Source organism: Agromyces sp. S2-1-8 (genome assembly GCF_021129215.1).
GTDB lineage: Bacteria > Actinomycetota > Actinomycetes > Actinomycetales > Microbacteriaceae > Agromyces > Agromyces chromiiresistens.
Genome location: NZ_JAJOLP010000001.1, coordinates 2749724 through 2762826, shown reverse-complemented (window position 1 = coordinate 2762826; position 13103 = coordinate 2749724). Strand labels below are relative to the sequence as shown.

The window sequence follows — 13103 nt, the reverse complement described above, 5'->3', positions numbered from 1 at the left end:
GCGCTTGTCCGCCGAGTGTTCGGTCGAGCGCGCCATGGTGGTGCGTCTGGTGCGGTGGTCGGCCGGTCTCGACCGGTCTGGCAGCACTCTCGACCTGTCCGGCACTCCTGGGCCTTCTCTCGGAGATTGCAGAAAATATGTAGACCGGTCTATTATTTACGTCATGGCATCCAAAGGAGACCTGACGAAGGCACGGCTCGCAGCATCCATGCTCGAGCTCATCCAGACCAACGGCTATAGCGGCACCGGCCTGAACGCGGTGACTGAACATGCTGCAGCCCCCAAGGGCTCGATCTACTTCCACTTCCCCGACGGGAAGGAGGGCTTGGGGGTCGCAGCGGTCGAACTCGCCGAGAAGCAGTTCGAGACGCTGATCGTGGAGGCGGCAGGGTCCGAGGGCGGTGCGGGCAAGGCCGTTCGCGCCGCGATCGAGACGCTGACGGCCATCGTCAGCGACAGCGGCTTCCGACTGGGATGCCCGGTCTCCGTCGTCACCCTGGAGATGGGCGCGGAGAGCGAGCGACTGCGGCATGCCTGCGCCACGGCCTTCGAATCGTGGATCGCCCCGACGTCTGCGCTGCTCGAGGCCAACGGCATCGACGCCGTGGACGCCCGGTCCCTGGCGACGGTCGTCGTCTCGACGATCGAGGGGGCGGTCATCGTCTCTCGGGCCATGCAGAGCACACAGCCCCTGATCTCAGCCGCCGACGTCGTGGCAGAGCTCATCGACCAGCGCTGCCAGGCCGTTGGCGGGGCGCGATGACACCGCATGAGAACTCCCGTCACGCCTTGGTCTTCGGAGCTTCGGGACTGGTCGGCCGGCACCTCGTCCTGACCCTTGCCGAGGCGGGTGCGAACGTCACGGCGGCAGTTCGGACTGCAGAATCCGGTGCGCGTGTCGAGCGATGGCTCAGGAAGCACGGCGTGACACGGAACATCAGCACGACGATCGTCGACTTCGATGCTCCTGAGATCGTCGCGGGAGGCCCATCGACGCTCCCGTTCGTCACCGAGATCCACAACTGCGCCGGGACCTACCGATTCGGGATGACCGCCCACGAAGCACGCAGCGCGAACGTCGGCATCGTCGAGAAGTTGCTCGACTTCGCAGAGGGCCTCCCTCACCTGCAGCGCGTCGTCCACATCTCGGGCTACCGCGTCGGCGGACAGGACCCCACGACCGTCCCCTGGTCGGACGACCACGGCGCCGCGGCCTACAAGGAACTCGGCGCCTACGAAGCGTCGAAGGTGGAATCGGACGCGATCTTCCAGGCCCGAGCCCTGGAGCGTGGACTTCCCTGGACCATCGTCAATCCGTCCAGCGTGATCGGCGACAGCCTGACCGGAGAGTCCGATCAGCACATCGGACTGGCCAGCACGATCGAACAGATCTGGGACGGCAGCGCGGCAGCGCTGCCCGGCGGCGAAGCGACCTTCCTCCCGGTCGTCACGGTCGACTATCTGGCGGCCTTCATGGCGGCGGCAGCCATCGATCCGTCCGCTGCGGGCAAGGCCTACTGGGTGCTCGACGACGACACCCCGCCGCTGGCGGAGCTGCTCACGCACGTCGGCCGGCATCTCGGTGCGAGAGTCCCGCCGGTGCGGATCCCGGTCGGTGTCATCCGACGGCTCCCGCAGCGGATCACCAAGGCAGATCCCGAAACACTCACCTTCATGTCCGCCGACCGCTATCCGACACAGCCCGCCATCGAGCTCGCCGACCGACACGGGATCCCGATGCCCGATGTGCGGGTGTCCCTCGAACGGTGGGCCGACTACCTGGCCGCGCATCGATTCGGCGCCGTGACGACCGACGGGCGTCGATTCGTCGACGCCGGCGGCGTGAGGACATTCGAGCTGGGCGTGCCCGGGTCCAGCCGGGTACTCCTTCCCGGCTTGCCCGTCAACGCAGACACGTGGGCCGAAGTGGCGTCGGGCGTCGGCGCGCGGGTCGTTGACCTTCCCGGACTCGGCCTCAGCGGTGGAACAGGCATCCGAGACTGGGAACAGTGGCTTCCCGCTGTGCTGGGTGGGAGGCCTGCTGACGTCGTCGGCCATTCCATCGGCGCTGCTGCCGCAGTGGTCGCGGCCGACCGGTACCCGGCGCAGGTCGAGTCCCTCACGCTGATCGCACCATTCTTCCTGCAAACCCCGATGCGCGCGTCGGCGAGACTGCGCCCGCTCGTGCGCACCTACTTGCGACACACCGACCCGGCACGGCTGTCGCACCGGCTGACCGGATCGGACGCGAGCGCGGCCGCGCTCGAATCCAGCGTCAGCGACCTCCGACGACGCAGCGCCAAAAGGGCAGCCGAGCAACTCAGTCGTGCGGGATCGACGCAGTGGCGGGCCGAACTCGTGGAAGCGCTCGGTCGGTTCAGCGGCCCGGTCCGCATCATCACGGGAAGCGATGACCCCCTCACCCCCGCCGCGGTCGAACAGCTCGCAACGCGTACGAACGTCGAGCTGATCTCGGTAGCGGGCGCCGGGCACCATCCGCAACTGACCCACCGCGATGCTCTCGTCGAGCTGCTCAGGTCGACGCCCGCATCGACAATGCAGGCCAGGAGGCGACTGCCGGCCTGATGCAGTGGCGACGTCAGCTCCACGGACACCCCGAGCTCTCCGACCGGTACGCACGGACCGCGGCCCGACTCTTCGTTGCGGGTCCACGTCCCGCCCGCCCCTGCCGTCAAGCAACGTGATCAGCGATTCTTGCCTCGGATCGAGAGCGTGGAGACGATATCGTTCACGCCCTGCCTGATGGGAAAGTCGAAGTACGTGTCGGGAAACGGTTCGTCACGAAGCGTGTAGTGCCACCACTCGGTCGCGTAGGAGCTGAAGCCGCTGCTCTCCATGATCGAGCGCAGCTGACGTCGGTTTCCGGCCTCGGTCGCGCGAATGCCGACGGCGTCATGGTGAGAGAGCGAGTCCATCAGGTCGTGGTCGCCGCCCATGGCGACGAGTTCGCCGGTCGAGAGGTGGAAGAGCGTCAGGTCGACCGTGCTGCCGCGGCTGTGGCCGGACTGGGTGGCCACGTAGCCGAGCTCGAACATCTCGGCTCGCTCGATGTTCGGGTAGTGTCTGCGTTTCGTGCGGCCGTCTTCGGGTTGCTGCGCCCAGCGCAGAAAGTCGTCGACGGCACGCTGGGGCCGGTAGCCGTCCCAGAGCAGCAGGCCGAGGCCGCGGGCAGCTGCGGCTTCCCGAGCCAGCGCCAGGCCTGTGCACAGCGCCGTCGTGCCGACGATGCGATTGGCGGAGTAGCCGTCGACGGGCTTGCCGATGAAGTTGTCCCAAGTGGCGTACTTCGCGTCCCAGCGGATGCCGGGAACGAACTCGTCCACGAAGACGAAGTCGTCGATCATCCTGCCGCTTCCTCCAGTGCCCCGGGGTCCGCTGCCGCCCGACGCACGGCGAACGACACCAGCAGATCGATGACCGCGCCGAGCGAGAGCCCGGCGGCGGCCATCATGCGCGGGTACCGGCTGTACGAGGTGAGCCCGGGCAGGGTGTTGACCTCGTTGAGCACGACCTCGCCGTCGTCGGTCAGGAACATGTCGACCCGCGCGAGGCCGCGGCATCCCAGTGCCCGGTAGATGGCCTTCGCCTTCTCCTGCATGAGCACTCGCGTCTCGTCGGGAATGTCGGCGGGAACCACGACGGCCGAGTTCTCGGAGCCCGCCTCGGGCGCGCGCTCCTGGTGGATGCGGAAGAATCCGTGCGACAGGCGGACCTGATCGACCTCACCGACGATCAGGCCGAGGTCGTGCTCGAGCACCGCGCAACCGATCTCGCTGCCGGCGACCGCCTGCTCGATCAGCACTTTCGAGTCGTACTGCCGGGCGTCGTGCACCGCGGCGGCGAGTGCAGCATCGTCGTCGACCCGGCTGACGCCGAACGACGACCCCGATCGGGCCGGCTTCACGAACACGGGGTAGCTCAGGCCGTCGAGGTCGATCTGCCCGTCGGCCGTGAGCGTTCGGAAGGTCGGCGTCGCGATGCCGGCACTGCGTACGACGAGGTAGGCGAGCGATTTGTCCATGCAGAGCGCGGAGCTCGGGATGTCGCAGCCCACGTACGGGATGCCCGAGAGTTCGAGCAGGCCCTGGATTGCGCCGTCCTCGCCGAGCGTGCCGTGCAGCAATGGCAGCACCGCATCGAGGTGGATGGTGGTGATTCGGTCGTCCTGCTGCACCAGGAGTCCGTGCACGCCGCGGTCGGGCGACAACGACGCCGTGCGGCAGTCGCCGCTCTCCCAGTCGGCGGCGGGGCGCTCGCACAGCTTCCACTCGCCACTCGTGGTGATGCCGACGAAGAACGGCTCGTACTGCTCGAGATCGAGGTGGCGGGCGACCTCCTGCGCCGACTTGACCGAGACGGGGTGCTCTTCCGAGGCGCCCCCGAAGAGGATCGCGATGTTCAACTTATCCATGCTGTGTTCCTCCGAATGCGATGCAGTTGAGAATGGTGTGTTCGACCGTGTCGGCGAGGGCGCGCTCGGTGAAGTACGCCGTGTGCGGCGTGATCAGCACATTCGGATGCCGCTGGAGACGCACGAACAGCTGGCTTTCGATCGGCCGACGCCGACGATCGGCGTAGAAGATCCCGTCCTCCTCCTCGACCACGTCGAGCGCTGCGCCGCCGACGGCACCGCACTCGAGCGCGTCGAGCAGCGCTGCGGTGTCGATGAGCGCACCTCGACCGGTGTTGACGATGACCGCACCGGGTTTCAGCTGGGCGATCCGCCGGCGATCCAGCAGATGTCGCGTCTCCGATGTGAGCGGCGTGTGCAGGGTGATGAGGTCGCTCCGTTCGAGCAGCTCGTCGAGCGGCACATGGTCGGCGGGCGTCTTGGGGTTGCGGTCGTACGCGAGCACGCGGCATCCGAAGCCGTGCAACCGCTGCATGACGGCGGCGCCGATGCGACCGGTTCCGATCACTCCGATGGTCAGGTCGCCGAGTTCCTTGCCGCGTACGACGTTGAGCCTGAAGTCATTCGCCTCGGCGCGGATGACGATCGAGCGAGCGTTCCGCAGCGCCATCAGCATCAGCATCAGGGTGTAGTCGGCCACGCCGTCGGGAGCGTAGTCGACGCCTTCGACCGTGATGCCGAGGCTCCGCGCGACGTCCAGATCGATGTGGTTCCGTCCAGCGCTGCGTGTCGAGATGTACTCGACGCCGGCATCGCTCAGCAGGCGAAGCGTGGCGTTCGTGACCGGAGTCTTGTGGCTGACGCTGATGCAACGGTTGCCGAATGCCAACCCGACATTGTGTTCGGCGATCGCGGCGTCGATGATCGTCGGAATGACGCCGAAGCGAGGCGCCGCCTCACGGAAGGCTGCCGCCTCGTCGGAGGAGCAACCGTAGATCGAGATGCCCGTTCGCGCGACCACGCGATCGGCACCGTCGAGCGCATCACTGCGGGCGGCGCCGCGGATGACGCGACCGGCACCGTCGTCGGCCGACGAGTACGAGGGCGCCCGGGATGAGATGCCGGGTGGTGCTGTTCGAGTGCGCTCGTGGTAGGCCATTCCACCAGTCAAGGCAGGCGGCTGTTGTCAGGGCGTATCCCGATTTCGATATGCCCGCGATATGCAGCGCCGGAGCCGTACGCGGAGCACGCACGCGGTCGGACAGGGTTCATGATGCGGTGGTCGCGCTACCCGGGGCCGGTTGGTCGACCTCTGGCAGGTCAGGCGTGTCGACGCCGTGGCTCGATCACTGCTCCGGCGCCAGGGTCACATTGCCGGCGCCGGCCTCCATGTTTCGCTGCAGTTCCCAGATCTGGTAGCCCACCATGTGCGTGTGCACCTTCGGGTTGGGGGTGACCTTCACGAAGCAGACGCGGGTATCGCCGCTTTCTTGCGCCCGTGCAACTGGATGGTCGCGGGTGGAAGAAACGTGAGCGTGGATCGTTGAATCGGGATCACCATCGATACCCGGGGGTCCGAGGCGATGTCGCGCGCTTTGAGCAGGTGGCGTCTGGTCATGGCGTACAGGGCGAAGGGTTCGCCGGGGCGTGTTGTTCCGTGACTCACGCCAGCAGAGTGAGGGGCTCCGTCCCGTCCGACCGTGGAGAGCACGGCGAAGTGTTGCCGACGGATCTGCTCGAGCACGATGTGCGGCGTCACCCGGGTGTCGCTGAGGTCGTGTTGGCTCGTCATGGTCGTTGCCAGGTTGGAAGCAGTCGCGCGGCCGGTAGTGCGTCGAGTGGATGGCAGCGGTCAACTCCTGCGGCGACTGACGTCAAGGGTCTCGAGCAGTTCCCGGAACTGATCCGGTGTGATTTCGCCCTTGGCAAGCCGATCCTCCAGTATCCGGCGCGCCGAATCGAACTCGGCTTGACCCCATCCGGCGGAAGGATGGCTGCTTGTTCTCGTTTCTCGCACGGAGAAGACGATGGCCACGACGATGCCCGCCACAATCAGCAGCGGTATCAGAACTGCCGGGATCCACATCCACCATGCCCCGTACCCGTAGCCCCACATCATCAGGCGAACCTCCTTCAGATCACGATGGCTCCTTCAGTAAACCGCCGCGAGGTGGTCGCGATAGGGTACTTCGACCCCTGGAAGGATCTCGCGGAGCGTCTCGTAGGGCGAGGCGTCGTCGAGTGGTGCGTCAGCCGATCGAGCGCGCACACCTGCGACCAGCCGGGTGGCGAGGCGCAGGATTCATCATCGGCGCAGATCCGATCTCGTGTTGTCGAAACCCTGCCCGACCCGGAGAGCGGGCGTTCGCAACCTTCGAAAGCAGGTCCCCGAACGACCCGCCACCCCGCCGCATAATGCACCTCGGGCCAGTAGGCAAGGCCTCGACGCCGCGACGGCGGCACGCCTACGGTCAGATCATCGAGCGAAGGGAGTCGCCATGTCAGACGCCGAGATGACCCCGTCGCGAACGGCTGACGACCCGATGGGGAGGATCGACGACCGCCGCACGTCGAGAGGTGACGTCGCTCCTCCTACCGAGACCCGGATCGAAGACGAGACCATCGGGATCGATACTGGGTCAGCTGGGGCCGAGAGCCCGGGGGACGACGATGAATGAGCGCTCGGATCGGCCCGACGACAGCGCCGACATCGTGAACCCGGAGAATCTGCCAGCGCCGGTCGAGCCGGTCGAGCAGGCTGGTGCCGCCCGCAGCGATATCGCAGCGGCTTCGGCCCCTCGCCCTGATGATTCAGACCCGCCTGCTGACGACCATGCTCGTGAGACGTCATCGGCGACCGAGCAACTGGCGCCCGCGTTCGACATCGACGCCCGGCTCACCGAGATCGAGCGCCAGGTGAACCTGCTCGTCAACATCACGCCGCTCAACGCGGCGGAGGCATGGGCGGACTTCGAACGCAGCGACTTCGGCACGGCCCCCACGCTGCGACTGCGGCCGTTGGACTTCGACCCGGACCTGGCCCAGCGCGACCTGTACGATCTGGAGATCGAGAACGTCGACGACCCGGCACTGCACACGCTCTTCCGGGCGAAGCGGGACGAGATCGCCCGGCAGATCACCGCGTTGGAGGACCGCGACACCTCACGGTTCCTCTACGGGTCGCTCCAGCTCTACGGAACGGTGGCTCCTCCGCTGGCCGCGGCCGCGGCGGAGCTGCTCGAGACCATCCCCCCGCAGGCGCCCAGCACCCAGACCGTCACAGCCGGGGCGTTCGCCGACGCCGCCCGTGCGGAATTCGAGCGCTACCGCGCCGTGTACCCGGACTTCCCGGTCCGCGTCGAGGTGCGGGACGACATCTCCGAACTGATGGTGTCGTTCGGCCGCCTGCTCATCCCGGAGACGGCCGCCTTCCGGGCCGACCGGGTCGAGCCGTTGCTGCACCACGAGGTCGGCACGCACGTGGTCACGTACCAGAACGGTGCCCGGCAGCCACTGACGCTGTTGACCATCGGCCTCCCGGGCTACGACGAGACCCAGGAGGGCCTCGCCGTGCTCGCCGAGTACCTGACCGGCGGGTTGGACCCGCGGCGGCTGCGCGTGCTCGCGGCTCGGGTGGTCGCGGTCGGCAAGATGCTCGACGGCGCCGACTTCCTGGACATCTTCGAGTCGCTGCGGGCCGACCACCGCATACCGACCAGGACCGCATGGTCCATCGCCATCCGGGTCGTCGTCGGGGGCGGCTCGGTGAAGGACGCGATCTATTTGCGCGGGATCACGCGCATCCTCGACGCCATCGCCGAAGGCCGCAGCCTGGACGTCCTGCTCATCGGCAAGCTCGCGTTGGACCACATCCCCCTGGTGCAGGACCTCCTCGACCGAGAGGTGCTCCACGAACCGTGGGTTCGGCCACGCTGGCTGGACGTGCCCGGTGCACACGAGCGTCTGGAGCGGTTGCGCGCGGGTGCGACGGTCACCGACCTCTACGAAGGAGACGTGGCGGCATGAGGCTCGCATTCGTCGTCAACGACGTCGACACCGAGGTGGACGAGTACACGACCACCCGACTCGCCAGGGCCGCGGCCAGGGGCGGGCACGAGACCTGGTACGTCGGCGTCGGGGACCTCGAGCTCGGCAGCAGCGACGGACTGTTCGCGGCCAGGGCCCGTGCCGCGAGGTGGAAGAGCGACGACACCCTCGCGAGCTTCATGGAGGGGATCAAGTCGCGCGACGCCGAGCGGATCGTCATGGACGAGCTGGATGCGCTCGTCCTCCGCAACGAGTCGATCGACGACCTGCAGGAGCGCGCGTGGGCCAGCCCGATGGGCGTGGTCTTCGGACAGATGCTCGCGGCCCGAGGTGTGACGGTCGTCAACGACCCGAACACCCTCCATCGAGCGACCAGCAAGCTCTACCTGGAGGAATTTCCCGAGAGCGTCCGGCCACGGTCGCTGGTGACACGAGATCCGAAGGCGATCGAGCGGTTCGTCGATGAAGTCGGCCACTGCGTCGTCAAACCGTTGTACGGGGCCAAGGGCCGCAACGTGTTCATGATCGAGGGCCCGGGGGAGACCAACCTCGCGCAGATGACGGAGGCCGTCCTGCAGGACGGCTACGCCATCATCCAGGAGTTCATCGACGGCGCCAAGGACGGCGATGCCAGAATCTTCCTTCTGGAGGGCCGCATCCTCGAGCGCGACGGCATGCCGGCCGCCTTCCGACGAGTGCCCACGGGCAACGACCCGCGCGCCAACATCAGCACCGGTGGTCGGTCGGTGCCCCTCGAGGTGGGCGAGGCCGAGCTCGGCATCGCCGAGGCGATGGGCGACAAGCTCGTCGCCGATGGGCTGTTCCTCGTGGGCATCGACGTGATCGGCAGCCAGGTGGTGGAGATCAACGCGGAGAGTCCCGGCGGGTTCCAGAGCATCGAGCGGCTCTACGACATCGATATCGCCGAAACCGTCATCGAAGCCCTGGAGCGCCAGGTGAGCCTGGGGTCCTGAGCCGTACCGCCGAGCGTTCGGCCGCAGGGGCGCCGCAGTTGGGGCGAGTTCGAAGGTCTGCAGCATCTCCCCGAGGTACTCGCGAGCGGCTTCCAGGATCGCGTCCGGCGACTCGACCTGCGGGCGTTCGGGAGCGGTCACTCGTGTTCGGGCAGCAGCGGCGGAGACCATCCCGGATCGCGACCGAGCTGCGCCGCTCGAGCGACTGATTCAGCACCGAAGCGATCGCGAACGGCGTCGAGCACCGTGTCGAGGCGCCCGCCGTCGTCCCAGTCGATCGGCAGTTCGGGTTGACGGCTGTCGCCGCGCGCCAGCTGCGTCAGCGAGACGCCGATCAGGGTGACGCCGCGCTCGGCGATCTCGGGGAGCGCGCCCGCCAGCAGCTCTTTCGCGACGGCGAGGAGCACCGCGGTGCGGTCGGTCGTGGATCGGATGGTCCGCGATCGGGTGGCCTTCGCGAAGTCTCCGAAGCGGAGGCGCAGTACGACAGTGCGGCACACCCGGTCGCCGTCGCGGAGGCGGCGGGCGAGCCGGTCGACGATCTGGGTGAGGATGAGATCCAGTTCGTCGGCCGTCCGCGGGCGACTGCCGAGCGCGCGCTGCGAGCCGATCGAGCCACGGCGGCGCGTGGTGTCGACCGGGCGCGGGTCCCGGAGGCGGGCGAGCGCGTGCAGATGCGCGCCGGTCGCCTTGCCCAGGAGCCGCTCCGCGGTCGCGGCTTCGAGCTCGGCCAGCTGCCCGACGGTCGTGATGCCGAGCCGGTGCAGCTTCTCGGCGGTCACGGCACCGACGCCCCACAACCGTTCGACGGGCAGCGGGAGCAGGAACGCTTGCTCCTGCGCGGGCTCGACCACGAGCAGGCCGTCGGGCTTGCTGACCGCACTCGCAACCTTGGCGAGGAACTTGGTCCGCGCGATCCCGACCGAGATCGCCAACCCGACCTCCGCACGAACTCGCGCACGCAATCGCACCGCGATCTGCTCAGGCGTGCCGGCGATGCGCCGGAGGCCCCCGACCTCGAGGAACGCCTCGTCGATCGAAAGCCCCTCCACGAACGGGGTGGTGTCGCGGAAGATCGCGAACACTGCTCGGCTCGCCGCCGAGTACGCGTCCATCCGCGGCGGGACGACGACGGCGTCAGGGCACAGCTCGCGCGCCTGCCGACCACCCATCGCGGTGCGCACCCCACGAGCCTTCGCCTCATAACTCGCTGCGAGCACGACACCGCCGCCGACGATGACGGGCAGGCCGCGCAACCCCGGAGCGTCGCGCTGCTCGACGGAGGCGTAGAAGGCATCGAGATCCGCGTGCAACACGGTCGCCTCGCCCCGCATGCCGCCCTCTCACCGCTCGTCGTTCCGCCGATCGTCGCACGCACCGACGACATCGGAGCCATCGGCGAGGCCCCGGTGTGCACGCTCCCGTTCAGGCCGATGTCGATCGATCGCCCGAGCCGCAGCGCCGCCTGGATCCGCGAGACATCGATTCCAAGCCGAGCGCGCCAACGACGACCAGCGAGACGACCGCCAGCGCTCCGAGCGCCGGCAGGGCACCGAGCAGTGGCACGATCAGCACCGACGCGACCGCGCCTGTGAGGCGCACCGCGTTCGTCTCGCCCGTCGTCCGCCACCGGAACCACACCGTCGCCGCCAGATAGCCGGCGGTGCCGCCGCCCAGTGCTGCCGCGTTGAACCACCCGAGCGGTGCTGCCGAGCCGACGTGCGCGAGTGCTTCCTCGATACCGAGTGCCGCGAAGACGATGCCGGCGACGATGAGCAGGTGCAAATAGGTGTAGGCATCCCGTGCAGTCCTGGCCCGGTCGCCCTCGTCGCGACGGGCGAGTGCTCCCTCGGCATCGTGGGCGAGTCGGGAGAAGTACGCCCACCAGAATCCGGCCGCCACGACGAGCGCGCACACGATGCCGAGCAGGATGGGAAGGTCGATCGGCTCCTGGGCGACGCCGGCTCCGATCGCGATGATCGACTCGCCGATCGCCAGGATCACGATCAGCCCGTGTCGTTCGGTGAAGTGCACCGTCGAACCGACCCGCCAGTCCACGCCGCTGCTCATGCGGTGGGTGACGACGGGTTCGATCACGACGGCGGCGAGCCACAGGCCGAGCTGCCACCCGCCGCCGATCATCGCGCCGGCGATGAGCAGGACGCCTGACGGTACAACGGCGAGCAGCGAGGTGAGGAACGCCCGGCGTCGCAGCGGCCGCGCCGAGACCACCGCGAACGCGAAGATGTGCGTGATGCGCGCGAGGAGGTATGCGCCGACGAAGACGAGCGGCGCGAACAGACCGCCGCGCAGATCGTGGTAGGCCTCCAGAACCGTGACGCCCACGATCACCATCGAGCCCATTGCGACGAGCATCACGGCGCGCACCCAGCCCTGGTCGGCATGAGCGAGGTTGGCGAGCCACCCGTATGAGTTCCACGACCACCACAGCAGCGCAAGGATCGTCATCGCCTGCACGACCCCGATGAGGTCGTGCTCCTGCGCCATGAGGCGACTGAGCTGGGTGAACGCGAAGACGAAGGCGAGGTCGAAGAAGAGCTCGAGGGTCGTGACCCGGTCGCCCTCCATGCTTCGCACGGCGGTCAAGGTCGAGGTGCCCCGGATCATCGTGCGCCTCCCGCTTCGTTCAGTCGCGCGGCATCCTGCGACGGAGCGGCACCGAAGCGGCGACGGTAGTCGCGGCTGAACTGCGACGGACTCGTGTAGCCGACCGCGCGAGCCGCGCCGGCGACGTCGCCGGGCGTGGCGACCAGCCGGATCCGCGCCTCCTGCAATCGCACCTGCTTCTGATATTCGATCGGGCTGAGGGCGGTGACGGCGCGGAACGCGCGATGGAAGGCCGACTGGCTCATTCGGGCGAGATCGGCGAGCTCCACGACCCGGAACGGTTCCGTGTAGTGCTCGCGGATCCATCGCACCGCGTGGCCGACGCGACTCACACCGCTGTCCGCGAGGCCCAGGTCGCGGGCCGAGACGCCGTGTGGGCTGCTCAGGACGAGCCAGTGCAACTCCCGTTCGATGAGCGGTGCGAGCACGGATCGGTCCGCCGGTCGTTCGACGAGGCGGACCATCCGCCCGACCGCGTCGATCAGGTCCGGTGAAGCGTCTCCGACGGAGATCCCGGTGCTGCCGCGATCGCGTTCGACGGGAGGGCGCGGCATCGTGTTTGCCTGGAGCAGCAACTCGGCGATCAACGCAGGGCGGAGCGTCAGCGCGAAACCAAGCGCTGGAGACTCGGGCGTCGTGTCGACGAAGTGCCCGCTCACGGGCAGGTCCACCGATGCCACGAGGCACTGGCCGGCCGCGTAGTCGTGCACCTGGTCGCCGACGGCGAGTCGCTTGGCGCCTTGCGCGAGCAGCACGAGCACGGTGCCGGTCGTGCTGAGTTCCGGCGGTCCGCTGTGCTCGATCTTGGAGATGACCGCCCCGTCGACGATCGGTGTCGCCTCGCCGGCGTGTTTGGAGATGAGGTCGCGTACGTCGTCGAGTCGCATGCCGGAATTGAAGCAGGATGCCGGCCCGGTGCGCACCCGATTCTGCTGATTCGAGCAGGATCGGGCAAGGACTCGAGCGAATGGATCAGCTTCGTCGGTGTTCTGCCGACGTTCGTTTCGCGGAGCGGAGAGCCGGGCGCGGAGTTCGTCGCGTGCGGGGCGACGGCCGCTGGCGCGGATCCGCCCCGGTGATGG

Annotated in this window: 12 protein-coding genes; 4 read left to right on the top strand and 8 right to left on the bottom strand. The window is 68.1% G+C overall.

Annotation, left to right across the window (positions count from 1 at the left end; translation table 11 throughout):
• Positions 1 to 208 precede the first annotated feature (208 nt).
• Together LR269_RS12615 and LR269_RS12610 are read left to right on the top strand one after the other, a co-directional pair.
• Positions 209 to 763, top strand: a complete 555-nt coding sequence (locus LR269_RS12615; protein WP_231431123.1) for a TetR/AcrR family transcriptional regulator — start codon at positions 209 to 211, stop codon at positions 761 to 763.
• Positions 760 to 2586 carry an alpha/beta fold hydrolase gene (locus tag LR269_RS12610; RefSeq protein ID WP_231431122.1) on the top strand — a complete coding sequence of 609 codons (1827 nt, stop codon included), beginning with the start codon at positions 760 to 762 and terminating at the stop codon, positions 2584 to 2586. The genes LR269_RS12615 and LR269_RS12610 overlap by 4 nt, the downstream gene beginning before the upstream one ends.
• Before the next feature lie 119 nt (positions 2587 to 2705).
• On the opposite strand, the gene vanX is transcribed toward LR269_RS12610, so the two are convergent.
• The 5 genes from vanX to LR269_RS12585 form a co-directional block, all read right to left on the bottom strand.
• Positions 2706 to 3365: a D-Ala-D-Ala dipeptidase VanX gene (vanX, locus tag LR269_RS12605; protein ID WP_231431121.1), complete on the bottom strand. Its 660-nt coding sequence runs from the start codon at positions 3363 to 3365 to the stop codon at positions 2706 to 2708.
• A complete protein-coding gene (gene vanA / locus LR269_RS12600) occupies positions 3362 to 4432 on the bottom strand; it encodes a D-alanine--(R)-lactate ligase (RefSeq protein ID WP_231431120.1) in 1071 nt (356 codons plus the stop codon). Before vanA ends, vanX begins: the two co-directional genes overlap by 4 nt.
• Positions 4425 to 5393, bottom strand: coding sequence for an NAD(P)-dependent oxidoreductase (locus LR269_RS12595; RefSeq protein WP_374201164.1), 969 nt, complete (start codon positions 5391 to 5393; stop codon positions 4425 to 4427). Before LR269_RS12595 ends, vanA begins: the two co-directional genes overlap by 8 nt.
• A gap of 438 nt (positions 5394 to 5831) precedes the next feature.
• Entirely contained in the window at positions 5832 to 6164 is a 333-nt protein-coding gene (locus tag LR269_RS12590) for a pyridoxamine 5'-phosphate oxidase family protein (protein ID WP_231431118.1), read from the bottom strand.
• 60 nt (positions 6165 to 6224) lie between these two features.
• Positions 6225 to 6491 carry an SHOCT domain-containing protein gene (locus tag LR269_RS12585; protein ID WP_231431117.1) on the bottom strand — a complete coding sequence of 89 codons (267 nt, stop codon included), beginning with the start codon at positions 6489 to 6491 and terminating at the stop codon, positions 6225 to 6227.
• Between the two features lie 551 nt (positions 6492 to 7042).
• Here LR269_RS12585 and LR269_RS12580 point away from each other — a divergent pair.
• A complete protein-coding gene (locus tag LR269_RS12580; RefSeq protein ID WP_231431116.1) occupies positions 7043 to 8398 on the top strand; it encodes a flavohemoglobin expression-modulating QEGLA motif protein in 1356 nt (451 codons plus the stop codon).
• A gap of 35 nt (positions 8399 to 8433) precedes the next feature.
• On the top strand, positions 8434 to 9393 hold the full coding sequence (locus tag LR269_RS12575) for a glutathione synthase (protein WP_231431115.1): 960 nt from the start codon (positions 8434 to 8436) through the stop codon (positions 9391 to 9393).
• A gap of 137 nt (positions 9394 to 9530) precedes the next feature.
• Here the strand turns inward: LR269_RS12575 and dinB are convergent, their stop codons facing one another.
• The 3 genes from dinB to LR269_RS12555 all read right to left on the bottom strand — a co-directional run bounded on the left by dinB (position 9531) and on the right by LR269_RS12555 (position 12908).
• Positions 9531 to 10727 carry a DNA polymerase IV gene (dinB, locus tag LR269_RS12570; RefSeq protein WP_231431114.1) on the bottom strand — a complete coding sequence of 399 codons (1197 nt, stop codon included), beginning with the start codon at positions 10725 to 10727 and terminating at the stop codon, positions 9531 to 9533.
• A gap of 91 nt (positions 10728 to 10818) precedes the next feature.
• Positions 10819 to 12021 carry a low temperature requirement protein A gene (locus tag LR269_RS12565; RefSeq protein WP_231431113.1) on the bottom strand — a complete coding sequence of 401 codons (1203 nt, stop codon included), beginning with the start codon at positions 12019 to 12021 and terminating at the stop codon, positions 10819 to 10821.
• On the bottom strand, positions 12018 to 12908 hold the full coding sequence (locus LR269_RS12555; protein WP_255679938.1) for an AraC family transcriptional regulator: 891 nt from the start codon (positions 12906 to 12908) through the stop codon (positions 12018 to 12020). The genes LR269_RS12565 and LR269_RS12555 overlap by 4 nt, the downstream gene beginning before the upstream one ends.
• Between the last annotated feature and the right edge of the window lie 195 nt (positions 12909 to 13103).